Below are 22,126 nucleotides of genomic sequence, written 5' to 3'. Positions count from 1 at the left end.
CGTGCGCCTCAGCCCGGGCGGCCGGCCGCGTAGATGGCCATGGCGCCGATGGCGAGGACGGCGGGCGCCGCCAGGGTGGCGCGGGCGACCGCGTCGACACCGTAGCGGCGCATGGCCTCGGCGCCGAGCACGCGGCCGGTCTGAAGCCGGGAGAACTGGAAGGCGGCGAGGAGGTGCACGGCCAGCACCGCGATCCCGAAGCGCCAGCCGGAGAAGCCCATCCAGGCGACCATCATGGTCATGTGCAGGCCGCGGATCGCCATCATCGGATCGGCGGTCTCCGACATGGGCACGGACGCGGTGCGCAGCGCGCCTTTCAGCACGCCGATCGCGGTGGCCGACGCGAGCGTTCCGAAGAAGGCGACCGCGCAGAGGAGGAGCGCGAGGGGCTGGGCGAAGGACGGGTCCATGGGGCTTTCCGCGTGGCCGGTCTGGCCGCTGTTGCGACAGGTAGGATAGCGCGCAGACGCCAATACCGGTTTGAAACGACCCGGCGAAGTTGACGTTCCACGCCAACACTTCGTTCACCGGCTGTTGAGCCGTCCGTGCTTTGCCGAAGGGTGGCGGCTTCTGCTTGACTTCATCGGCCCGATCCTTGAAGAACGTCGCCATTCGAGAGGTTGTCCGGTCGATGTCGTCTTGTGCCGCCCCCCGCATCCACGCCGCCCTGCCGTCCGCGCGACGGTCGCCGGCGCGCGGGCTGACGACGGGGACGAAAACCACGACCACGACGTGATCGACCCTCTCGCTCCCCGCCTGTCCTCCTCGGGGTTCGAGGGGGCGGCGGCGAGCCTCCGGGCCCCCTCAGGGGGCGCCCCTTCGAGGCGGCCGGAGCCGAGCGGGGGGACGGAACAGATCAAGGGTCAGCCACAATGGGTTACAAGGTCGCCGTCGTCGGTGCCACGGGCAACGTGGGCCGAGAAATGCTCGCCATCCTCGACGAGCGGGGCTTTCCCGCCGACGAGGTGATCGCCATCGCCTCCCGTCGCAGCCAGGGCCAGGAGGTCTCCTACGGCGACCGGACGCTGAAGGTGAAGGCGCTCGACACCTTCGACTTCTCCAGCGTCGACATCTGCCTGATGTCGGCCGGCGGCACCATCTCCAAGGAGTGGTCGCCGAAGATCGCCGCCATGGGCTGCGTGGTGATCGACAACTCGTCGGCCTTCCGCATGGACCCGGACGTGCCGCTGGTGGTGCCGGAGGTGAACGCCGACGCGGTGGCGGGCTTCCGCAAGAAGAACATCATCGCCAACCCGAACTGCTCGACCGCCCAGCTCGTCGTCGCGCTGAAGCCGCTGCACGACAAGGCGACGATCACCCGCGTGGTGGTGGCCACCTACCAGTCGGTTTCCGGCGCCGGCAAGGATGCCATGGACGAGCTCTTCACCCAGACCCGCGCGGTGTTCGTGTCCGATCCGGTGGAAGCTTCCAAGTTCCCCAAGCGCATTGCCTTCAACCTGATCCCCCAGATCGACGTGTTCATGGAGGACGGGTACACGAAGGAAGAGTGGAAGATGGTGGCCGAGACCAAGAAGATCCTCGACCCCAAGATCAAGCTGACCGCCACCTGTGTGCGCGTGCCGGTGTTCGTCTCCCATTCCGAGGCGGTGAACATCGAGTTCGAGCACCCGATCTCCGCCGACGAGGCCCGCTCCATCCTGCGCGAGGCGCCCGGCTGCCTCGTGATCGACAAGCGCGAGCCCGGCGGCTACATCACGCCCTACGAGGCGACCGGCGAGGACGCCACCTACATCAGCCGCATCCGCGAGGACATCACGGTGGAGAACGGCCTCTCCATGTGGGTGGTCTCCGACAACCTGCGCAAGGGCGCGGCCCTCAACGCGGTGCAGATCGCCGAGGTTCTGGTGAACCGCAAGCTCCTGAAGGCCAAGGCGGCGGCGTAAGGGTTAGGAAAGCGTGGATGGTCGGCCTGAAGCGGACCATGACGATGGAGCCGTGGGACGGGGAGGCGGCGTCAACCGTCGGGCGCTGCCCCCGACCGTCATCCCGGCGAACGCCGGGATCCAGACGACGGCGGGGCTTCGGCACCGTTGCGGATGATGGCACCGACGGTTGGGCCCCGGCGTTCGCCGGGGTGACGTCCCGGGGATGACGGAGAGGCCACCCCAAATCCGGTGCGGCCTCCCCTCGCCCGCCTCAAGGGGCCGGGTTGCCGTGGAGCTGGTGGATCTCGTCGACCCGGCGCTGCATCTCCTCGGTCCAGGTGACGGACGCGGCGGCGAGGTTTTCCTCCAGCTGGGGAAGAGACGTGGCGCCGATGATGGAGGCGGTCACGAAGGGCTGGGCAATCACGAAGGCGTTGGCGAAGGCGACCGGGTGGACGCCGAAATCGCGGGCGACGGACAGGTAGGCGTCGACCGCCTCCGCCGCGCCGGGCAGTTCGTAGCGCTGCAGCCGGTTGAACAGCTGCTTGCGGCTGCCCTTCGGCAGCGCGCCGCCCTGGTACTTGCCGGTGAGATAGCCTTGCGCCAGCGGCGAATAGGCGAGGAGCCCCACGTCCTCGCGCTGCGCAATCTCGGCCAGACCCGTCTCGAAGGTGCGGTTGAGGAGATTGTAGGCGTTCTGGATCGACTGCACGCGCGGGCCGATCCCCTTCTCCGCTCCGAACAGCCATTGCATGGTGCCGTACGGGCTTTCGTTGGAAAGGCCCACGTGGCGAATCTTGCCGGCGGCCACCAGGTCGGCGAAGACCGCGAGCGTCTCCTCGATCGGCGCCTCGTCGGCGGCCGGCGTGAAGGGCTTGAAGCGGGTCGGGTTGGTGCCCCACTGGGACACCTCCCGGTCGGGCCAGTGCACCTGATAGAGGTCGATCACGTCGGTGCAGAGGCGCCGCAGCGACTTCTCCACCGCCTCGGTGATCTGGCGCCGGGTGAGCCGGCCGGGCGATCCGTCGTCGCGGAACCAGGTGTTGACGGTGCGGCCCACGACCTTGGTGGCGATCACCAGCTTGTCCCGGTCGGGACGGCCGGCGAGCCAGGTGCCGATGATCTCCTCGGTCCGGCCCTGGGTCTCCTTGCGCGGCGGGATCGCGTAGAGCTCGGCGGTGTCGATGAAATTGATGCCGAAGTCGACGGCCCGGTCGAGCTGGGCGTGGCCCTCGGCCTCGGTGTTCTGCTCGCCGAAGGTCATGGTGCCGAGGCAGATGGTGCTGACGGTGAGATCGGTGCGGCCGAGCCGGCGGAATTCCATGGGCGGACTGCCTTCGCGTGCGGGAGCGTGCGGACTGTGCAGCGCACCATAGCGCGGCGACCGGCGGGCGCAAGCGTCGCGCGGTCGCGCCGGCCGTCCCCCTTCTGGCGTGAAATCAGCCCTCGGCGCGGATCCGTTCCAGAAGCGCTTCCACGCTCGGCAGGATGCGCGCCACGATGATGTCGATCCCCTCGGCGGTCGGGTGGATGCCGTCCGGCTGGTTGAGCCGGCGGTCGGCCACCACCCCGTCGAGGAAGAAGGGATAGAGGAGCGCGTCGTACTTGGCGGCGATGTCCGGGAAGATGCCGTTGAAGGCGCGGCCGTAGTCCTCGCCGAGGTTGGGTGGTGCCAGCATGCCGGCGATCAGGATGGGGATGTCCTTCTCGGCGATCTGGCCGACCAGCCGGTCGAAGTCGGCGCGGGTGCGGGCGGGATCGAGACCGCGGAGGGCGTCGTTGGCGCCGAGCTCCACGATGACGCCGTCGTAGGGTTCGGAGAAGGTCCAGTCCACCCGGGCGAGACCGGCCGCCACCGTGTCGCCGGACACGCCGGCGTTCGCCACCGTCACGTCGTGGCCGCGGGCGCGCAGCGCCGCCTCCAGCTTGACCGGGAAGGCGTCCTTCGGGCCGAGGCCGTAGCCGGCCGTCAGGCTGTCGCCGAAGGCGACGAGGCGGATGGGCTCGGCGGCGGCGGCTGTCACCATGAGGGGCGCCAGATGGGGGGCCAGCAGGAGGGCGGCCAGCGCCAGGAGGGCGCGGATACGGACCGTTACACTTCTCACGGGCTTTTGACCTCGTCGTTTCCGCGTTGCCGCGTATGTCCTAGGATCGACCTTGCGTCCTCGCCGGGGCGACCGGTGGCCCGCACCCGACGGCTGGCCCCGCGGCGCCGTTCCGGCGTGACGCCCCCTCCCTTGGCCAGCCCGTTCGAGCCGGCCGTTTCATATAGGGCTCCAAACCGTGGCGAAACCAGCGATCAGCCTTGAACACGTCGATTTGAGCCTCGGGACAGGCGCGGCCCGGGTGCACATCCTGAAGTCCCTGTCGCTGACCATCCCGACCGGCCAGAGCGTCGGCATCGTCGGGCCGTCGGGGTCGGGCAAGTCGACGCTCCTGATGGTGCTGGCCGGCCTGGAGCGGGCCGACAGCGGCACGATCACCGTGGCGGGCGAGAGCCTGGAGCGGCTGGACGAGGATGGCCTCGCCCTGTTCCGCGGCCGGTCCGTCGGCATCGTGTTCCAGTCCTTCCACCTGATGCCCACCATGACGGCGCTGGAAAACGTGGCGGTGCCGCTGGAACTCGCCGGCCGGCGCGACGCCTTCGAGCGGGCGGAGGCGGAGCTGACGGCGGTCGGCCTCGGCCACCGGCTGAACCACCATCCGGCGGAGCTCTCCGGCGGCGAGCAGCAGCGGGTGGCGATCGCCCGGGCGCTGGCGCCGGAGCCCTCCATCCTGATCGCCGACGAGCCGACCGGCAACCTCGACGCGGAGACCGGCGCCGAGATCATCCGGCTGATGTTCGAGGCGCGCGCCCGGCGCGGCGCCACGCTCGTTCTGGTGACCCACGACAAGAGTCTGGCCGACCGCTGCGACCGGCGCATCTCCATGCGCTCCGGCGCGATCGTGGAGGACGTGGCGACCGCCGCGGTCCGGACGAACGCGCCCGCCTCCGCCCCCGCGCCCCTCTGACCATCCCGGCCGCCCGAGCGGCTGTCCTGCCCCTTCGGCCGCCCGAGCGGCTGCCTTACTCTTTTGGCCGCCCAAGCGGCCTGTCTGACCGGAGACCAGCCTGATGGCCGCCTTCCTGCCGGCGCGGTCCGGCCCGCCCCTTTCCAAGGCCTTCGTCTTCGCCCTCCGCGAGCTTCGCGGCGGCCTTGCGGGCTTTCGCATCTTCGTCGCCTGCATCGCCCTCGGGGTGGCGGCGATCGCCAGCGTCGGCTCCACCACGCGGGGCATCACGGAAGGCATTTCCGCGGAGGGCGGCACCATCCTCGGCGGCGACCTCAGCTTCTCGCAGATCCACCAGGAGCCAGCGCCGGAGCAGCGCGCCTTCCTGGAGGGGCTCGGCACCACGTCGACGCTGGCCTCCATGCGGGCCATGGCCCGCGACGAGACCGGCGACGGTCAGGCGCTGGTGGAGATCAAGGCAGTGGACGACGCCTATCCGCTCCGCGGCACGCTGGAGCTCGACGGCGCGACCCGCGCCGACGCCTTCGCCGAGCGGGACGGCGTGCATGGTATCGCGGTCGACCCGCTCCTGTCGGTGCGCCTCGCCGCGGCCGTCGGCGACCGGGTGCGGATCGGCCGGGCGGTCTACGAGGTGCGGGCGACGGTCGCTTCCGAGCCGGACAAGATCGGCTCCGGCATCGACTTCGGGCCGCGCGTGATGATGAGCCGGGCGGGCCTCGACGCCGCCGGCCTGATCCAGCCGGGCAGTCTGGTGCGCTACGCCACGCGCGTGGTGCTCGCCCCGCCGGCCTCCGACGAGCGGGTGGCCGCCGTCAAGGCGGAGGCGGAATCCCGCTTCCCGGACGCCGGATGGCGCATCTCCACCCGCGACAACGCCTCCCCCGGCCTGCAGCGCAACGTGGAGCGCTTCGCCCAGTTCCTGACGCTCGTCGGCCTCACGGCCCTGGTGGTCGGCGGCGTCGGCGTCACCAACGCGGTGAAGGCCTATGTGGACCGCAAGCGCGACACCATCGCGACCTTCAAGTCGCTGGGCGCGCCGGGCGGCTTCGTGGTGGTGGTCTACCTGCTGCAGATCGTCGGCATCACGGCGGTGGGCGTCGCCATCGGGCTTTCGCTCGGCGTGATGGTGCCCTGGCTCGGCGGCGACGCGCTCGCCGACGCGCTCAATCTGCCGATCCGCATCGGCGTCTATCCGGGGGAACTGGCGCTCGCGGCGCTCTACGGGGCGCTGACCGCGCTCGCCTTCGCCACCTATGCGCTCGGCCGGGCCCACGACGTGCCGGTGTCGGCGCTCTTTCGCGAGCGCATCGCGCCGGAGCGGCGCATCCCGCGCCGGTCCTATCTGGCCGCCACGGTGCTGGCGGTGGTGACGCTCGCGGGCCTCGCCATCCTGCTCGCCTACGACCGCTACGTGGCGTCCATCTTCGTCGGCGCCACGGCGGGCGCCTTCCTGGTGCTCTGGATGGTGGCGCACGGGGTGATGGCGCTCGCCCGCCGGGCACCCCAGGTGCGGTCCGCGGGCCTCCGGCTCGCCATCCGCAACATCCACCGGCCGGGCGGGCTCACCGTGTCGGTGGTGCTGTCGCTCGGTCTCGGCCTCGCCCTCCTGGTGACGCTGGCGCTGATCGACGGCAACCTCCGCCGCCAGCTGGTGGGCACCTTGCCCGAACAGGCGCCGAGCTTCTTCTTCCTCGACATCCAGTCGGCCGAGGTGGACGCCTTCGCGGCCCTGATGGAGGAGACGGCCCCCGGCGTGGTGCTGGAACGGGTGCCCATGCTTCGCGGCCGCATGGTGTCGCTGAAGGGCGTGCCGGTCGACCAGATCGAGGCGCCGCCGGGCGCCCGCTGGGCGCTCGACGGGGAGCGCGGCGTCACCTACGCGCCCTCGTTGCCGAAGAGCTCCACCCTGGTGGAGGGCGCCTGGTGGCCGGCCGACTACACGGGCGAGCCGCTCGTCTCCTACGACGACGAACTGGCGGGCGAACTCGGGCTCGCGGTCGGCGACACGGTGACGGTGAACGTGCTCGGCCGGGAGATCACCGCCCGGATCGCCAACACCCGGCGGGTGGAGTGGGAGAGCCTTTCCATCAACTTCGTCATGGTGTTCTCGCCGAACACCTTCGCGGGCGCGCCGCACACGTGGCTCGCCACCGCCTCGCTGCCGGACGGCGGCACGGCGGATCAGGAGCGCGCCCTGATGAAGGCGGTGGTCGACGCCTTCCCGACCGCCACGGCGGTGCGGGTGAAGGACGTGCTCACCGCCGTCAACGACATCGTGGCCAACCTGGCGGTGGCGATCCGGGCGGCGGCCTCGGTCGCCCTGGTGGCGAGCGTGCTGGTGCTCGCAGGCGCCCTTGCCTCCGGCCACCGGCAGCGCATCTACGACGCGGTGCTCCTGAAGACCTTCGGGGCCACCCGCCGGCGGGTGCTTTCCGCCTTCGTGGCCGAGTACGCGCTGCTCGGGCTCGCGGCCGCCGTGTTCGGCGTGGTGGCGGGCTCGGCGGCGGCCTTCGGGGTGCTGGAGGGCGTGATGGAGATCGACGCGACGCTCGATCCGGCCGTCGCGCTCGGGGCGGCGGGCGTCGCCCTGGTGCTCACCGTCGGCCTCGGGCTCGCCGGCACCTGGCGCATCCTCGGCCGCAAGGCGGCGCCGGTGCTGAGGGACCTTTAACCGTCTCGTCGAACGCCCGCCCGGTGGGGGCGTCCGTGGGGCTCGGCGCTTGTGGACATCCGCGCCGGGACCCATATGGTGTGACAAGAGTGTCCGGCATGGGGCCGGACTTTGTTCGGACGACCCGAGCGCAGATTTGCCGGACGGACACGCCCGCTCGGCGAGGAATGGCTCCCGTCCAAGAGGGATGTGCTTCATGGCCTACCCGGATCGCAACGTCGACGCACGGTTCGAGAACCGCGCCGTCGCGGCGGAGATCGACCAGGGTCTCCGCGCCTACATGCTCAAGGTCTACAACTACATGGCCATCGGCCTGGTGCTGACGGGCGTGGTCGCCTTCGGCGCCTTCCAGATGGCGGTGGACGCCACCGGCACGGCGCTGACGCCGTTCGGCGAGGCGCTCTACCAGAGCCCGCTGCGGTGGGTGGTGATGCTGGCGCCCCTGGCGGCGGTGTTCTTCCTCTCCTTCCGCATCGAGCGGATGAGTCTCGCCGCGGCCCAGCTGACCTTCTGGGTCTACGCGGCGCTGGTCGGCCTGTCGCTGTCGTCGATCTTCCTCGTCTACACCGGCACGTCCATCAGCCAGGTGTTCTTCGTTACGGCCGCCGCCTTCGCGGGTCTCAGCCTCTATGGCTACACCACGAAGCGCAGCCTGTCGGCGATGGGCTCCTTCCTGATCATGGGCCTCTTCGGCATCATCATCGCGATGGTGGTCAACATCTTCCTGCAGTCCTCGGCGCTCGCCTTCGCGGTGTCGGTGATCGGCGTCCTGGTGTTCTCCGGCCTCACCGCCTACGACACCCAGCGCATCAAGGAGATGTACTTCGCCGGCGACGACGTGGCGACCGCCGGCCGCAAGGCCATCATGGGCGCCCTGGCGCTCTACCTGGACTTCATCAACCTCTTCCTCATGCTGCTGCAGCTGTTCGGCCAGCAGCGCGACTGAGGACGGGCGTCGGACGAGACGAGGGGCGCGGGCGACCGCGCCCCTTTTTCGTTGTGGGGGAGGTGCGGAAGGAATGCGTGGGTGGTCCGCCTTCGCGGACCATGACGATGAGGGTGGGTATGGCGTGGGGCGCCCACCCGGAAGGTCGGCCGTGTCCGTCGTCCAAGGCGTCACCCCGGCGAAAGCCGGGGCCCAGCCGACGGCGGCGACCTCTCAGCCGGTGCGGCTATGGACCGGTCGGTTGGATCCCGGCTTTTGCCGGGATGACGGGTCGAGGGGGTGAGCGAAAAAGGGCGCGCGGGCTCGCCCCGATCGAACCTCGCCACCCACCCCCTTATGCGTCGACCAGCTTCAGGCTCTTGTCGAGCACCTTCAGCACCCGGGCGAGGTCCGGGCCGCGCTTCAGGATCATGCCGGTCTGGGAGATGACCGCGTAGGCGCCCTGGCGGCGGGCGAGGCGGGGGTTCTTCTCGATGCGGTAAAGCGGCACCTCGGAGGTGCGGCGGAAGATGGAGAAGACCGCCCGGTCCTTCAGCGTGTCGATGGCATAGTCGCGCCACTCGCCGGCGGCCACCATGCGCCCGTAGACTTTCAGGATCTCGGACAGCTCCCGCCGATCGAAGGCCGTGAAGGGCGGCTCGCGCGCCCCGCCCTGCCCCGGCGGGGTCTGCGGGCTGGCGGCCGGAGCGCCGTCGGTCGGTCTCAAGGCCACCAGCGATGCGGTCGGCCGCTCGTCGTCGTCCACCCTCTCGGTCAACCGAGCCTCCCGGTTCGAGTGGTCATTGCCCTGTCATGATCGCCTCCGGGGCGACCGGATGCAACGAAAAAGCCCTCCCGCGGTGCGGGAGGGCCAAGGCGAGGCGGCGTCGATTCGAGATCCGGCTCGTGAAGGTCGGACTCCGTCCGACCTTCACGAGCGGTACGGCCTGACCGGCCGGCGCCCGTTCGGGCTTGCCGGCGCCCGTCAAGTCCCGACAGGTCGGGTCTTGACGGGCTCGGTACAAGTCGGCGCCGCCGAAAACCCGGGGACGGGTCAGCCCGCCTTGCGGTTCTGCCGGTTGTCGATCAGGTCGCTGACGACGCCCGGATCGGCGAGGGTGGAGGTGTCGCCGAGATTGCCGAACTCGTCCTCGGCGATCTTGCGCAAGATGCGGCGCATGATCTTGCCGGAGCGGGTCTTCGGCAGGCCGGGGGAGAACTGGATGAGGTCGGGCGTGGCGATCGGGCCGATCTCCCGGCGCACCCAGTCCTTCAGCTCCTTCTTCAGGGCCTCGGTCGGCTCCTCGCCCGCCATCAGGGTGACGTAGCAGTAGATGCCCTGGCCTTTGATGTCGTGCGGATAGCCGACCACGGCCGCCTCCGATACCTTCGGGTGGGCGACGAGCGCACTTTCCACCTCGGCGGTGCCCATGCGGTGGCCGGAGACGTTGATCACGTCGTCCACGCGGCCGGTGATCCAGTAGTAGCCGTCCGCGTCGCGCCGGCAGCCGTCGCCGGTGAAGTAGAGGCCCTTGTAGGTGGAGAAGTAGGTCTGCTCGAAGCGCTCGTGGTCGCCGTAGATGGTGCGCATCTGGCCGGGCCAACTATCGGTGATGACGAGGTTGCCCTCGGTGGCCCCTTCCAGGAACTTGCCCTCCGCGTCGACCACCGCCGGCTTCACGCCGAAGAACGGAAGGGTGGCGGAGCCCGGCTTCAGGGCGGTGGCGCCCGGCAGCGGCGTGATCAGGATGCCGCCGGTCTCGGTCTGCCACCACGTGTCGACGATCGGGCAGCGGCCGTCGCCGACGATGTTGTGGTACCAGAGCCAGGCTTCCGGATTGATCGGCTCGCCGACCGAACCGAGGATGCGCAGCGAGGCGCGCGAGGTCTTCTTCACGGGGTCGTTGCCGGCGCCCATCAGCGAGCGGATGGCGGTCGGGGCCGTGTAGAAGATGGTCACCTTGTGCTTGTCGATCACCTGCCAGAAGCGGCCGGCGTCCGGATAGGTGGGCACGCCCTCGAACATCAGCGTGGTGGCACCGTTGGCGAGCGGGCCGTAGACGATATAGCTGTGCCCGGTGACCCAGCCGACGTCGGCGGTGCACCAGTAGATGTCGCCGTCGTGGTAGTCGAACACATACTGGTGCGTCATCGACGCGTAGACCAGATAGCCGCCGGTGGTGTGGAGGACGCCCTTCGGCTTGCCGGTGGAGCCGGAGGTGTAGAGGATGAAGAGCGGATCCTCCGCGTTCATCGGCTCCGGCGGGCAGTCGGCGGAGACCTTGGCGGCCTCCTCCTCGTACCAGAAGTCGCGGCCCTCGGTCATGGCGATGGCGCCGCCGGTGCGCTTGACGACGATAACCGTCTCGCCGCCGGGCGTCTTCTTCAGCGCCGCGTCCACGTTGGCCTTGAGGGGCACCTTGCGGCCGCCGCGCAGGCCCTCGTCGGCGGTGAGCACGATCTTGGATGCGCAGTCCTCGATGCGGCCGGCGAGGCTGTCCGGCGAGAAGCCCGCGAACACGATGGAGTGGATGGCGCCGACCCGGGTGCAGGCGAGCATGGCATAGGCCGCCTCCGGGATCATCGGCAGGTAGATGGTGACCCGGTCGCCCTTCTTTACCCCGTGCGCCTTCAGGACGTTGGCGAACTTGCACACCTCCGCGTGGAGTTCGCGATAGGTGATGTGGCGCGAGTCGTTCGGATCGTCGCCCTCGAAGATGATGGCGGTCTGGTCGCCGCGGGTGGCCAGATGCCGGTCGATGCAGTTGGCCGACACGTTGAGCTCGCCGTCCTCGAACCACTTGATCGAGACGTCCGGGGCGTAGCGGGTGTTCTTCACCTTGGTGTAGGGCTTGATCCAGTCGAGCCGCTTGCCCTCGCGGCCCCAGAAGGCCTCCGGGTCCTCCACCGACTGGCGATACATGTCCTGATACCTGGCGTCATCGATCAGAGCCGACGCGGCGATGGATTCCGGGACGGGAAACAGTTCAACGGACATGGCTTTCTCCCCAGGGCGGCCGGCGCTTTCCTCCCCGCGACGGCCTCTCTTCAGTTGGCCGGCATTATCGGTGGTCGGCCGTGAAGCGTCCACCTTGCCGGGGTCGAACTTTCGTTGAGAAAGCCGCCCGCCGCAGGGCGCCGGGTCTCGACACTTCGTCGAATAGGGCCGGCCCGCGTGGGAAAAGCGCGGATGCGGGCGGGATCTCGTCAGTCGGTGAAGCGCCAGACGCGGGTGCGCTTCACCTCGCTGTCCTCCAGGGCGCGGGTGACCGGCACCTCGTAGGTGGCGATGGCCTCCACGCCGGACTTCGGGATGTAGCTCCGTCCCGGATCGCCGAAGAGCACCAGGGCGCCGTCGGCCTTGGCGGACCGCAGGAAAGGCTCCACCCGGTCGGCCATGGGCTTTTCGTAGAAGACGTCGCCGGCGAGCACCACGTCGTGGCCGGCCGCGCCGGTCGCCAGCACGTCGATGCTCGACGCCTCCACGACGACGCCGTTCGCCGCCGCGTTGAGGGCGATCGCCGCAAGCGAGAAGCCGTCGATGTCCGTCGCCAGGACGGACGCGGCCCCGGCCTTGGCGGCGGCGATGGCGACGATGCCCGAGCCGGCGGCGAAGTCGAGCACCCGCCGGCCGGCGACCAGGTGCGGGTTGTCGAGGATGTAGCGGGCGAGCGCCTGACCGCCCGCCCAGGCGAAGGCCCAGTAGGGCGGCGGCAGGCCCATGCGGTCGAGCTCCTCCTCGGTCCGGCGCCAGAGGTCGAGGGCCTCGTCGGCGAGGTGGAGGCGGATCTCCGGCACGTGGGGCGGGGCGATCAGCCGGGTCTCGGCCCGGATGAAGGCGGCGGGATCGTGGACCGGCCGGGGGCCGGTCGGAACCGGCCCAGGGCCGGTCACGAATCCACCCCGGCGGAGACGCCGCGGGTTGCGTCGAGCGCCGCGATCTCGTCCGGCGAAAGGCCGCCCATCCGGCAGACGACCGCCCATTCGGCCTCGGTCACCGGCTGGACCGAGAGGCGCATGGAGGTGACGAGGCTCATCTGGGCAAGGGCCGGCTCCGCCTTGATGGCGACGAGGGAGACCGGCCGGGGCATGTCGCGCACCGCCCGCACGTCCACGCACTCCCAGCGCGGGTCGTCCGTGGTGCTGTCCGGGTGGACGAGGGCCGCGACCTCCACGATGCCGACCACCTCCAGCCCCTCGTTGGAGTGGTAGAAGAAGCCGAGGTCGCCGAGCCGCATGGCGCGCATGTTGTTGCGGGCCTGGTAGTTGCGCACGCCGTCCCACTGGGTGCCGCGGGCGCCGGCTGCCTTCATCTGCTCGAACGACCACTTGAAGGGTTCGGACTTGAACAGCCACTTGGCCATGGCGGTCGTCAACCCGGGTTGCCGATGACCCAGCGCCAGGGCCGGATCTCGACCGTCTCGAACAGGCCCGCCGTGGCGTAGGGGTCGGCGGCCAGGAGCGCGTCGAGGGCGGCCCGGTCGGGCGCCTCGATGACGAGGAGCGAGCCGATCATGGCGCTGCCGTCGTCGGAGGTGAACGGCCCGGCGAGCTTCACGGCGGCGGCGTTGGCCTTGAGGAAGTCCAGATGGGCGGCCCGGTTGCCGGCGCGCACATCCGTGTGGCCCGGCTTGTCGAGGCAGGTCACGGCAAAGAGCATGATGGGAAGTGTCCGTCCGTTCGCGTTGCGGTCGACGCGGGACGGTAGAGGGGGACGGCCCGCCTCACAAGGGGGCGCGTCGGCGCGGGCGAAGCGGAGGACCGGTGGCGGCGGGGGCCGGCAAGGTCGGCCGGCCGCGGCGGGCGTCCGCTCAGACGACCCGCAAGGCCGGGCGCTGGCGCCGGTTGGTCACGTGGATGTCCGCCCAGCCGTCGCCCTCGGCGACGGTGACGCAGCGGTAGCCGAAGCCGAGCGCCACGTCGGCCGCCTGCTTCAGGCTCGCCCGGCGGATCCGCCGGTTGATGTCGCTGCGGCCGGCGGCAAGGTCGGCGAGCAGGAGCCCGATGTCCACCCCTTGCAGGAATTCGCCCGTGCGACCGGGAAAGCGCACCGTCAGGCCATCTTCGATCTCGACGTCATGCATCACGCCGTCTCCTTTTCGCAGAAAGGATGGCATTTCTCGAGTTAACGTCGGGTTCGCGCGCACCAGGACGGGGCGGGGCGCAAGGGGCGATGACGGGAAGAGGGATCGCGGATGGCGGGCGCGGCCGGCGTCGCGGGGCCGTTCAGCGCCGAAGAGCCGAGCGGAGCCGGGCGAGCATCGGGTGGCGGAGCGCCCCGTGCCGGAGCCAGCGGCGCAGCGTCGCCACCAGCACCACCGGCAGGCCGGCGGGCGTGAGGGCGAACTGGGCCTCGGCGAGTTCCGTCGCCGTGGCGGCGAAGCGGGTCTTGTAGGGCAGCGCGCCGACGCTGAGGTCCACCGTGCGATAACCCTCGGCGACGGCCCATTCGATGGCTTTCACCATGATGACGAGGCCGGGAGAGGCCGGGGTCCAGCGCGGATCGGAGCTCATGCTGGTGACCACGATGGTGAACACGTCGCCCTGGCAGAGGCCGTAGATGACCGCCAGGGTCTCGCCCTCGGTCTCCAGGGCGAACACCCGCACGGAGCCGTCGGCAAGGCCGGCGCGGGCCCGCTGGCGGTAGAAGATCTCGATCTCGGGCCGGTCCATCAGGTCCGGCCGGCCGATGGCGCGGAAGCGCTCGCGCCGCTGGCCGATCATCTGCTCCAGCATGCGGTCGAGCCCGGCTTCGTCCGCCTCGCGCATCACGACCGGGGCGGTCTTCTCCAGCCGCCGGCACTTGCGCCGTCCGTCCTTGACGCCAGAAAGGCCCGAAAGCGCCACGGGCGCGCCCGCCTCGTCGTAGAGCGCCAGGCGCACCGCCTGCGCGCCCATGGGCTTGAGGCCCTGCCAGGCGGAGAAGGGGTGGGCGGTGCCGTGGATGGAGAGCGGCACCTTCTTCAGGGTCAGCGCGTCGGCCGGCGGCAGCACCTTGCGCACCGCCGTCCAGACGGCCTCCAGTTCCGGGCCGGTCCAGGTGCGGCAGGTGGTGGCGAACGGCGCCCAGTAGTCGCTGACGTCGAGGTCGAGGCCCTCGATGACACGGAGCGGCCCGCAGCGGACGAGCGCGAAGGGCAGCACCATCACAAGGCCGCCGTCCGGGCCGGTGACGGCGACGAACAGCGGCCGCGCGCGGGTGGCCGCGCCGACGGTCGACAGAAGGTCGGCGAAGAAGGCGGGGTCCTGGAAGGCGGTGAGCGGCCGGACGGTCGAGGCGCCGATCAGCGCCTGCAGGCGCGGGTCGTCGAACGCCTCGAAGAGGGTCGCCGCGACGGCGCTGCCGGAGCGCGCGTCCCCGTCGACCCAGTCGGTCGTGGCGGATGCGGTTTCGGAGCCGGACGATGTGAACAAATCGATCAGAACCACCCATCCACCCTCGATAGATTACTCTTAGGCTATCTTTTTGGACGGAGACTCCGCAACCTAAGATGAGCGGCATCCTTAATCGGAAGATGACGGTGCGGCGATCTTGCCCCGCTCCGTTTCAACTGGACGAGCACGGCGTTCCCATTTGGGCGTCCGGGCGCATCCTTTGGCAAGACTCCGACAAACGCTTTCTGGCCCGAGACGGCGAAGGCCGGCCGCGAGGGTCGCGGCCGGCCTGACGGGTCGGTCTTGCCAGGGGCGATTTCGCGTCGCCCCCGTCCTTCAACCGGGTGAGAGGACGCTCTCCGAGGGTATGGTCAACACCTGGTTGGTCTCGGCCGCCTCCAGGGTGGCGAGCAACACCCGGAGCGTATGGAGGGCGAGGGCGCCGTTCGCCCGGTGCGGCCGATCCTCGGCGATGGCCGCCCCCATGTCGACGAGACCGAGGCCGCGCCAGTTGGCGTGGACCGGATCGGCGGCCGGCCAGTTGATCGCCCCGTAGGGCCGGCCGGCGGTGTCGATCGTCCGCCAGTCGCCGCCGGCTTCCGCCACCTTGACCGGGCCGCCGAAGAAGTTCGGATCCGGGACGCGGATCGACGCGCCGGTGCCGTGCAGCTCGATCGGCACGTGGCCGTGGGCGAGCACGTCCCAGGAGGCCAGGAAGGTGATCTGGGCGCCGGAGCGGAAGGTGTAGAGGGCGCTCACGGTGGTGAACACCTCCACTGGGACCGTGCGGCCCTGCATCGGACCCTCGGCGGTGACGAGCCGCTCGCGCCGGCCGATCCGCCCGGTGGCCCGCACGGTCTCGATCGGGCCGAGGAGGGAGACGAGGGCGGCGATGTAATAGGGGCCCATGTCGAGCACGGGGCCGCCGCCCGCCTTGAAGAAGAAGCCCGGGTTCGGATGCCAGTGCTCCATGCCGCGGCCGAGCACCGTGGCGGTGCCGGTGATGATCTCGCCGACGGTGCCGTCCGCGATCAGCCCGGCGGCGGTCTCGATGCCGGCGCCGAGGATGGTGTCCGGCGCGGCGCCGACGCGAAGGCCCTTGGCGGCGGCGGTCTCCAGGATGCGGATGCCGTCGTCGAGCGTCGTGGCGAGCGGCTTTTCCGTATAGACGTGCTTGCCCGCGGCGAGCGACGCCAGCGACACGCCCGCGTGGGCGGTCGGGACCGTGAGGTTCAGCACCACGTCCACGTCGTCGCGGCCGAACAGCGCGTCCACCGGCACCGCCGGAACCGCGTAGGTGCCGGCCTTCCGCCGGGCGGCGGCCGGATCGATGTCCGCCACCGCCGTGACGGCGACGCCGGGGAGGATGGCGAGGTTGGTGAGGTAGATGTCCGAGATGTTGCCGCAGCCGACGATGCCGATGCGAAAGGTCATGGAAGGTCCTCGTGGGAGAAGAAGACGCGCGGCCGGTCGAGATGCCGCCCGGCGCCGCCGGCGCCGGAATGGGGTCGGACGGGGCCGCGTCGTGGTCGGGGCTCAGGCCGTGCGGGCGGAGGGGACGGACGCAAAGCCGCGGACGGCCTCGGCGCTTGCGGCGGCGAAGCGTCGGAAGTCGGAGGGGTTGTCGTGCTCCACGATCATCAGCCGCGGCCCGGGGGCGAGCGCCGCCCCGTAGAGGGACGGCCAGTCCATGACGCCGGCGCCGACATCCGCCCAGCCGTCCTCGGCGGCGTTCTCGCCGCTCGGCGCCACGTCCTTCACGTGCACGGCCGCGATCCGGCCCGCCGCCTTGGCGAGAAAGGCGCGGGGCGACGCGCCGGCCTTCAGCACCCAGGCGAGATCGAGTTCCAGGTCGACGCCCGGCGCGGCCAGGATGTGGTCGATCGGCAGGCTGCCGTCGGACAGCGCCACGAACTCGAAGTCGTGGTTGTGCCAGGCGAAACCGTAGCCCCGCGCCCTGAGGGCCGCGGCGATCTTGGCAAGATCGGCGGCGAGCGCCTGCCAGCCGGCGGCGTCCGCCGGCCGGCGGGCCGCGTCGAGATAAGGGGCGACGATCAGCTCCATGCCGAGGCGCTCGGCGATGCGGACGGCGCCGTCGAGGTCGTCACGCAGGAGGTCGAGGGCGAAATGGCCGCTCCGGGCGGTGAGGCCGGTCTCGTCGAGGCCCGCCTTCAGGGCCTCCAGGTCTCCGTAGAGGCCGCCGTAGGGCTCCACGTTGGCATAGCCGAGCGCCTTCAGGGTGCGGAGCTGGTCGATCAGCGGCGGAAAGTTGCGCGAAGAATAGAGCTGGAAGGAAAGGTCGCTGGCGGGGGCCATGGGGCCGGTCTCCGGGATGGCGGAACGGGAAGGGCTCGGGAAGCGGCGGCAGGGGTCAGAGCCGCGCGCCGGTCTCGGCGTCGAAGAGGGACGCCCGGGTGAGGTCGAGGGAGAAGCGCACCGGATCGCCGACGGCGACGGAAAGGTCCGCCGGCGCCCGGATGGTGAGAGGCTGGCCGGCGATGTCGGTCCAGAGCGTCATGTCGGCGCCGGTCGGCTCGATCATCGTCACCGTGCCGGTCGCCCGGTGGGCGCCGGGGGACGGCGGCGGCGCGCCGGGCGCCACGAGCGCCACGTGCTCCGGCCGGACGCCGAGCTCCGCCGCGCCGGTCAGCCGCTCCGGGCTGGCGAAGGCGTAGCCGTCGAGCGGGACGGTCACGCCGCCGCCGAGGTCGATCGCCCGGCCGCGCAGGGTGCCGGAGAGGAAGGTCATGGCGGGCGAGCCGAGGAAGCCGGCGACGAACCGGTTGGCCGGCCGGCTGTAGATCTCCTGCGGCGGGGCGAGCTGCTGCACGACGCCGCCCTTCATGACGGCGATCCGGTCGGCGAGCGTCATCGCCTCGATCTGGTCGTGGGTGACGTACACCATGGTGTTGCCGAGCGACTGGTGCAGCTTCTTGATCTCGATGCGCAATTCCGACCGGAGCTGGGCGTCGAGGTTGGACAGCGGCTCGTCGAAGAGGAAGACGTCCACCGCCCGCACCAGCGCCCGGCCGATGGCGACGCGCTGGCGCTGGCCGCCGGAGAGTTCCGCCGGCCGGCGCTTCAGAAGCGGCGTCAGGTGGAGGAGCTTGGCCGCCCGGTCCACCCGCGCGGCGATCTCCGCCTTCGGCAGGCGGGCGATGCGCAGGCCGAACGACATGTTCTCGGCCACCGTCATGCGCGGATAGAGCGCGTATGACTGGAACACCATGCCGATGCCGCGGTCCTTGGGCTCGGCCCAGGTGACGTTGCGGCCGGAGATCCAGACCTCGCCGTCGGTGATGTCCATCAGCCCGGCGATGGCGTTGAGGAGGGTGGACTTGCCGCAGCCCGACGGGCCGAGCAGCACCAGGAACTCGCCCTTGGCCACATCGATGGAGAGCTTGTCGAGGACCGTCAGGGAGCCGTAGGCGATCTTCAGGTCGCGGACCGAGACGCTGGTCTCCACGGGGGCGGTCGACCGCAGCGGCACGGAGGTGGGGAGGGTGGCGTGCATGGCTGTCATCCTTTCACCGCGCCCGCGGCGATGCCGCGGACGAACCAGCGGCCCGAGACGAAGTAGACGAGGAGCGGAACGGCGGCGGTGAGGATGGTCGCCGCCATGTGGATGTTGTAGGGGCGCTCGCCCGTGGTGGTGTTGACCACGTTGTTGAGCTGCACCGTCATCGGCAGGTTTTCGCGGCCGGCGAAGACGAGGCCGAGGATGAAGTCGTTCCAGATGCCGGTGACCTGCAGGATGCAGGCGACGATGACGATCGGCGTCGACATCGGCAGCATCACCTGGAAGAAGATCCGCCAAAAGCCGGCCCCGTCCACCCGCGCGGCCTTGAAGAGCTCGATCGGCACGCCCGCGTAGTAGTTGCGGAAGAGGAGCGTGGTGATCGGCAGGCCGAAGATCACGTGGATGGCGACGATGTTCGGCAAGGTGCCGTAGACGCCGAGAAGGGCGGAGATGCGCACCAGCGGATAGAGGAAGACCTGCACCGGGATGAAGGCGCCGAGGAGCAGGAAGGCGAACAGCAGGTTGGAGCCGCGCGGCCGCCAGAAGGCGAGGGCGTAGCCGTTGATGGCGCCGGCCAGCACCGAGAAGACGACGCTCGGCACCAGGATGGCGACGGAGTTCCAGAAGCCGACCTGGATGCCCTCGCAGGTGAGGCCCGTGCAGGCGGTGGACCAGGCGGCGATCCAGGGCTCCACGGTCGGCGCCGCCGGCAGGGCGAAGATGGCGCCGAGGCGGATCTCCTCCATGGTCTTCAGCGACGTCACCACCATCACGTAGAGCGGGGTCAGCACGTAGGCGGCCGACACGGCGAGGAAGACGATGAGGCCGATCCGGCCGGCGGTGAGGGTCTTCGGCCGGGCGCCGCGGGGCACGACGCCGGCGGCGGAGCGGTGAAGCGTGGCGGACGGGGCGGTCATCAGCCGTGTCCTTTCGCGCCGCGGAAGTATTCCGCGTAGAGCCAGGGAACGAGCGCCGTCAGCACGGTCACCAGCATGACCGTGGAGGCGGCCGTGGCGAGGCCGATGTTGGAGCGCTCGAAGAGGTTGTCCATGACGAACTTGGCCGGCACTTCGCTGGCGATGCCCGGCCCGCCCCGGGTGAGCGCCACCACGAGGTCGTAGGCCTTCACCACCGCCACGGAGAGGAGCACCACGGCGGTGACGATCATCGGCTTGAGGAGCGGCAGCACGATGGAGAGGTAGACCCGCCAGGTCGGGATGCCGTCCACCTTGGTGGCCTTCCAGAGATCCTGGTCGATGCCGCGAAGGCCCGCGAGCAGGATGGCCATGACGAGGCCGGAGGCCTGCCAGATGCCCGCCACCGCCACCGCGTAGATGGCCATGTCGCGGTTCACCGCCCAGTCGAAGGTGAAGCTTTCGAAACCGGCGTCGCGCAGACTGCGCTGCAGGCCGAGCTCCGGGTTCATGATCCACTGCCAGACGAGGCCGGTGACGATGAAGGACATGGAGTAGGGATAGAGATAGATGGTGCGCAGCGCCCCCTCGGCGCGCACCTTCTGGTCGAGCGCCACGGCGAGCAGGAAGCCGATAATCAGGCAGCAGCCGATGAAGAGCACCCCGAAGGTGGCGATGTTGCCGATGGAGACGATCCAGCGGCTGGTGCCGAACAGGCGCTCGTACTGGGCGAAGCCCACGAAATCATAGACCGGCAGGGTGCGCGAGCCGGTGAAGGAGATGAGCACCGTCCAGGCGATGGTGCCGAGGTAGGCCACCACCACCACCGCCCAGACGGGCAGGAGGGCAATCGTACCGGTGGCGATCTGACGACGCGGTCGCATGGGCGTCTCCGACTTCGAGGGATCCGACCGATCCGGCGCCAGGATGGCGCCGGATCGGCGGACTCCGGCCATGACGGTCAGGAGCGATCGCCGTTCGGCCGACGGGATCCGGCCGACCGCACGACGCGGGGAAGGGCGGGCGCGCCTGGATCCGTCCGCCGGTCCGGCGAACACCGGACCGGTCGGAGGAAGGCGGGCGCGACCCGCGGCTGACGGCCTCAGCCGGCGACCTCCAGGGCCTCCACGAACTGATCCACGAAGGCGTCCGTCGTCATGTCCGGGCTGTTCCAGTACTCGGTGATCACGTCCCGCACCGAGCCGACCAGGTCCGCGCTCGACAGCATCTCCGGATTGCCGATCTGGCGGGTCTCGTCCTTCAGGAGGCCGAGGCCGGTCTGGCCGCAGCTGTCGAAGGCGGCGGTATCCACGTCCGGGCGCACCGGCACGGAGCCCTTGATCAGGCTGAAGCCCACCTGGGTCTCAGGGGAGAGCATGGTGCGGGCGAGCAGCGCCTGGGCGGCCTTCTGGTCCGGGTCGTCGGTGCGGGCGAGCACGAACACGTCGCCGCCGATCATGTAGTCGTTGCCGGGGATGAAGCAGCCGACCTCCTTGCCGGGCGTGAGGCCCGCGGCCTTCACCTCGCCCTTGGCCCAGTCGCCCATGAACTGGACGCCGCCGGTGCCCTGGATCAGCATGGCGGTGGCGTCGTTCCAGTTGCGGCCGGGCGATCCGGCGTCCACGTAGCCGCGCAAGGTGCCGTAGAGCTCCGCGACGGCGCGGAAGTCGTCCGAGCGCACGGCCTCGGCGTCCTTCTCGGCATAGACGCGGCGGTAGAGGTCCTGGCCGCCCTTGGCGAGCAGGAGGGCGTTGAACATGATGCCGTCCTGCCAGGGCTGGCCGCCATGGGCGATCGGCGTGATGCCGGCGGCCTTCAGCGCGTCGAGCGCTGGGACCAGCTCGTCGAGCGAGGTGGGGGCCTTCACGCCGGCCGTCTCGAACGCCTTCGTGGAGGTGAAGATCCAGTTCTGGCCGTGCACGTTCACCGGGATGGCGTAGATCTTGCCGTCGCGGGTGACGGCGTCGAGGAGCGGCTTCGGCAGGAAGTCGCGCCACTTGCCCTCGGTCGCCACGTCCTCCACGTCGTTGACGAGGCTCTGGGCGACGATGTCGTCGAACTGCTTGCCGGTGTTGAACTGCATGGCGGTCGGGGGATTGCCGCCGATCACCCGGTTGATGGCGGCCGAGCGGGCGTTTTCGCCGCCGGCGACCGCGCTGTCGACCCAGGTGCCGCCGGCCTTGGTGAAGGCGTCGGCGAAGACCTTGACGGCGGCGCTCTCGCCGCCGCTCGTCCACCAGTGGATGACCTCCGCCTTCGGTTCGGCCGCGGCGGTGGAGACGAGGGCCGCGAGGGCGGCGCCGGACAAGAGGGTTCTGGCAAGCGTCAGCATGGTGCGAATTCTCCCTGGATGCGTTTCCGTTCGATCGGTGGCCGCTGCTTGACACGGCTCTTGTAATCGATTACAAACAGACGATACGCTGTTTCTTGCATTCTGGCAAGACGTGTTGTCGCAGGGGGGCGTCTAGCTTCGGGCTTCGGGCTTCGGGCTTCGGGCTTCGGGCTTCGGGCTTCGGGCTTCGGGCTTCGGGCTTCGGGCTTCGGGCTTCGGGCTTCGGGCTTCGGGCTTCGGGCTTCGGGCTTCGGGCTTCGGGCTTCGGGCTTCGGGCTTCGGGCTTCGGGCTTCGGGCTTCGGGCTTCGGGCTTCGGGCTTCGGGCTTCGGGCTTCGGGCTTCGGGCTTCGGGCTTCGGGCTTCGGGCTTCGGGCTTCGGGCTTCGGGCTTCGGGCTTCGGGCTTCGGGCTTCGGGCTTCGGGCTTCGGGCTTCGGGCTTCGGGCTTCGGGCTTCGGGCTTCGGGCTTCGGGCTTCGGGCTTCGGGCTTCG

20 protein-coding genes are annotated in these 22,126 nt (G+C 70.3%); 4 read left to right on the top strand and 16 right to left on the bottom strand.

What is annotated here, in order from left to right:
* Window positions 1-8: 8 nt before the first annotated feature.
* Window positions 9-410 carry a hypothetical protein gene (locus BUQ68_RS01740; protein WP_075214191.1) on the bottom strand — a complete coding sequence of 134 codons (402 nt, stop codon included), beginning with the start codon at window positions 408-410 and terminating at the stop codon, window positions 9-11.
* A 462-nt stretch (window positions 411-872) separates the two neighbouring features.
* Between BUQ68_RS01740 and BUQ68_RS01735 the strand changes: the two genes are divergently transcribed.
* Window positions 873-1,904: an aspartate-semialdehyde dehydrogenase gene (locus BUQ68_RS01735; RefSeq protein WP_075214190.1), complete on the top strand. Its 1,032-nt coding sequence runs from the start codon at window positions 873-875 to the stop codon at window positions 1,902-1,904.
* Between the two features lie 253 nt (window positions 1,905-2,157).
* Here the strand turns inward: BUQ68_RS01735 and BUQ68_RS01730 are convergent, their stop codons facing one another.
* Both BUQ68_RS01730 and BUQ68_RS01725 read right to left on the bottom strand, forming a co-directional pair.
* Window positions 2,158-3,210 (bottom strand): aldo/keto reductase, encoded by a 1,053-nt coding sequence (locus tag BUQ68_RS01730; protein WP_075214189.1) that lies wholly within the window; start codon window positions 3,208-3,210, stop codon window positions 2,158-2,160.
* 115 nt (window positions 3,211-3,325) lie between these two features.
* Window positions 3,326-3,913 (bottom strand): arylesterase, encoded by a 588-nt coding sequence (locus BUQ68_RS01725; RefSeq protein ID WP_083656161.1) that lies wholly within the window; start codon window positions 3,911-3,913, stop codon window positions 3,326-3,328.
* Between the two features lie 292 nt (window positions 3,914-4,205).
* Here BUQ68_RS01725 and BUQ68_RS01720 point away from each other — a divergent pair, with 292 nt between their 5' ends.
* From BUQ68_RS01720 to BUQ68_RS01710, 3 genes are all read left to right on the top strand, one after another.
* The gene (locus BUQ68_RS01720; RefSeq protein ID WP_425349483.1) at window positions 4,206-4,898 is read left to right on the top strand and encodes an ABC transporter ATP-binding protein; all 693 of its coding nucleotides are present in this window, start codon (window positions 4,206-4,208) and stop codon (window positions 4,896-4,898) included.
* A 103-nt stretch (window positions 4,899-5,001) separates the two neighbouring features.
* Window positions 5,002-7,569 carry an ABC transporter permease gene (locus tag BUQ68_RS01715; RefSeq protein ID WP_075214186.1) on the top strand — a complete coding sequence of 856 codons (2,568 nt, stop codon included), beginning with the start codon at window positions 5,002-5,004 and terminating at the stop codon, window positions 7,567-7,569.
* Window positions 7,570-7,765: 196 nt separating this feature from the next.
* Window positions 7,766-8,515, top strand: a complete 750-nt coding sequence (locus tag BUQ68_RS01710) for a Bax inhibitor-1/YccA family protein (RefSeq protein WP_075214356.1) — start codon at window positions 7,766-7,768, stop codon at window positions 8,513-8,515.
* 334 nt (window positions 8,516-8,849) lie between these two features.
* Here BUQ68_RS01710 and BUQ68_RS01705 read toward each other — a convergent pair whose 3' ends face one another.
* From BUQ68_RS01705 to BUQ68_RS01645, 13 genes are all read right to left on the bottom strand, one after another.
* A complete protein-coding gene (locus tag BUQ68_RS01705; RefSeq protein ID WP_245293129.1) occupies window positions 8,850-9,272 on the bottom strand; it encodes a DUF2794 domain-containing protein in 423 nt (140 codons plus the stop codon).
* Between the two features lie 276 nt (window positions 9,273-9,548).
* The gene (acs, locus tag BUQ68_RS01700; protein WP_075214185.1) at window positions 9,549-11,492 is read right to left on the bottom strand and encodes an acetate--CoA ligase; all 1,944 of its coding nucleotides are present in this window, start codon (window positions 11,490-11,492) and stop codon (window positions 9,549-9,551) included.
* Window positions 11,493-11,701: 209 nt separating this feature from the next.
* Window positions 11,702-12,388: a class I SAM-dependent methyltransferase gene (locus BUQ68_RS01695; RefSeq protein ID WP_075214184.1), complete on the bottom strand. Its 687-nt coding sequence runs from the start codon at window positions 12,386-12,388 to the stop codon at window positions 11,702-11,704.
* Window positions 12,385-12,858: an EVE domain-containing protein gene (locus tag BUQ68_RS01690; protein ID WP_075214183.1), complete on the bottom strand. Its 474-nt coding sequence runs from the start codon at window positions 12,856-12,858 to the stop codon at window positions 12,385-12,387. The genes BUQ68_RS01695 and BUQ68_RS01690 overlap by 4 nt, the downstream gene beginning before the upstream one ends.
* Before the next feature lie 8 nt (window positions 12,859-12,866).
* The gene (locus BUQ68_RS01685) at window positions 12,867-13,154 is read right to left on the bottom strand and encodes a YciI family protein (protein ID WP_075214182.1); all 288 of its coding nucleotides are present in this window, start codon (window positions 13,152-13,154) and stop codon (window positions 12,867-12,869) included.
* A gap of 151 nt (window positions 13,155-13,305) precedes the next feature.
* The gene (locus tag BUQ68_RS01680) at window positions 13,306-13,578 is read right to left on the bottom strand and encodes a hypothetical protein (protein ID WP_075214181.1); all 273 of its coding nucleotides are present in this window, start codon (window positions 13,576-13,578) and stop codon (window positions 13,306-13,308) included.
* A gap of 142 nt (window positions 13,579-13,720) precedes the next feature.
* Window positions 13,721-14,923, bottom strand: coding sequence for a GNAT family N-acetyltransferase (locus BUQ68_RS01675; RefSeq protein ID WP_075214180.1), 1,203 nt, complete (start codon window positions 14,921-14,923; stop codon window positions 13,721-13,723).
* A 282-nt stretch (window positions 14,924-15,205) separates the two neighbouring features.
* Entirely contained in the window at window positions 15,206-16,303 is a 1,098-nt protein-coding gene (locus BUQ68_RS01670) for a Gfo/Idh/MocA family protein (protein ID WP_075214179.1), read from the bottom strand.
* Between the two features lie 102 nt (window positions 16,304-16,405).
* On the bottom strand, window positions 16,406-17,185 hold the full coding sequence (locus BUQ68_RS01665) for a sugar phosphate isomerase/epimerase family protein (protein WP_075214178.1): 780 nt from the start codon (window positions 17,183-17,185) through the stop codon (window positions 16,406-16,408).
* 55 nt (window positions 17,186-17,240) lie between these two features.
* Window positions 17,241-18,335 carry an ABC transporter ATP-binding protein gene (locus BUQ68_RS01660; protein WP_075214354.1) on the bottom strand — a complete coding sequence of 365 codons (1,095 nt, stop codon included), beginning with the start codon at window positions 18,333-18,335 and terminating at the stop codon, window positions 17,241-17,243.
* A 53-nt stretch (window positions 18,336-18,388) separates the two neighbouring features.
* Window positions 18,389-19,306 (bottom strand): carbohydrate ABC transporter permease, encoded by a 918-nt coding sequence (locus tag BUQ68_RS01655; protein ID WP_075214177.1) that lies wholly within the window; start codon window positions 19,304-19,306, stop codon window positions 18,389-18,391.
* On the bottom strand, window positions 19,306-20,187 hold the full coding sequence (locus tag BUQ68_RS01650) for a carbohydrate ABC transporter permease (RefSeq protein WP_075214353.1): 882 nt from the start codon (window positions 20,185-20,187) through the stop codon (window positions 19,306-19,308). Before BUQ68_RS01650 ends, BUQ68_RS01655 begins: the two co-directional genes overlap by 1 nt.
* Window positions 20,188-20,405: 218 nt before the next feature.
* A complete protein-coding gene (locus BUQ68_RS01645; protein WP_075214176.1) occupies window positions 20,406-21,635 on the bottom strand; it encodes an ABC transporter substrate-binding protein in 1,230 nt (409 codons plus the stop codon).
* Window positions 21,636-22,126: the final 491 nt, after the last annotated feature.

It is taken from the genome of Mongoliimonas terrestris (genome assembly GCF_001927285.1).
In the GTDB taxonomy this organism is placed as follows: Bacteria; Pseudomonadota; Alphaproteobacteria; order Rhizobiales; family Pleomorphomonadaceae; genus Chthonobacter; species Chthonobacter terrestris.
This window is presented reverse-complemented; position numbering and strand designations above follow the sequence as displayed.

Coding starts and splice junctions, on each gene's coding strand:
- BUQ68_RS01735 (WP_075214190.1), top strand. CDS start 873: ATGGGTTACAAGGTCGCCGTCGTCGGTGCCACGGGCAACGTGGGCCGA.
- BUQ68_RS01710 (WP_075214356.1), top strand. CDS start 7,766: ATGGCCTACCCGGATCGCAACGTCGACGCACGGTTCGAGAACCGCGCC.
- BUQ68_RS01690 (WP_075214183.1), bottom strand. CDS start 12,858: ATGGCCAAGTGGCTGTTCAAGTCCGAACCCTTCAAGTGGTCGTTCGAG.
- BUQ68_RS01725 (WP_083656161.1), bottom strand. CDS start 3,913: ATGGTGACAGCCGCCGCCGCCGAGCCCATCCGCCTCGTCGCCTTCGGC.
- BUQ68_RS01740 (WP_075214191.1), bottom strand. CDS start 410: ATGGACCCGTCCTTCGCCCAGCCCCTCGCGCTCCTCCTCTGCGCGGTC.
- BUQ68_RS01685 (WP_075214182.1), bottom strand. CDS start 13,154: ATGCTCTTTGCCGTGACCTGCCTCGACAAGCCGGGCCACACGGATGTG.
- acs (WP_075214185.1), bottom strand. CDS start 11,492: ATGTCCGTTGAACTGTTTCCCGTCCCGGAATCCATCGCCGCGTCGGCT.
- BUQ68_RS01655 (WP_075214177.1), bottom strand. CDS start 19,306: ATGACCGCCCCGTCCGCCACGCTTCACCGCTCCGCCGCCGGCGTCGTG.
- BUQ68_RS01715 (WP_075214186.1), top strand. CDS start 5,002: ATGGCCGCCTTCCTGCCGGCGCGGTCCGGCCCGCCCCTTTCCAAGGCC.
- BUQ68_RS01680 (WP_075214181.1), bottom strand. CDS start 13,578: ATGCATGACGTCGAGATCGAAGATGGCCTGACGGTGCGCTTTCCCGGT.
- BUQ68_RS01670 (WP_075214179.1), bottom strand. CDS start 16,303: ATGACCTTTCGCATCGGCATCGTCGGCTGCGGCAACATCTCGGACATC.
- BUQ68_RS01665 (WP_075214178.1), bottom strand. CDS start 17,185: ATGGCCCCCGCCAGCGACCTTTCCTTCCAGCTCTATTCTTCGCGCAAC.
- BUQ68_RS01730 (WP_075214189.1), bottom strand. CDS start 3,210: ATGGAATTCCGCCGGCTCGGCCGCACCGATCTCACCGTCAGCACCATC.
- BUQ68_RS01650 (WP_075214353.1), bottom strand. CDS start 20,187: ATGCGACCGCGTCGTCAGATCGCCACCGGTACGATTGCCCTCCTGCCC.
- BUQ68_RS01645 (WP_075214176.1), bottom strand. CDS start 21,635: ATGCTGACGCTTGCCAGAACCCTCTTGTCCGGCGCCGCCCTCGCGGCC.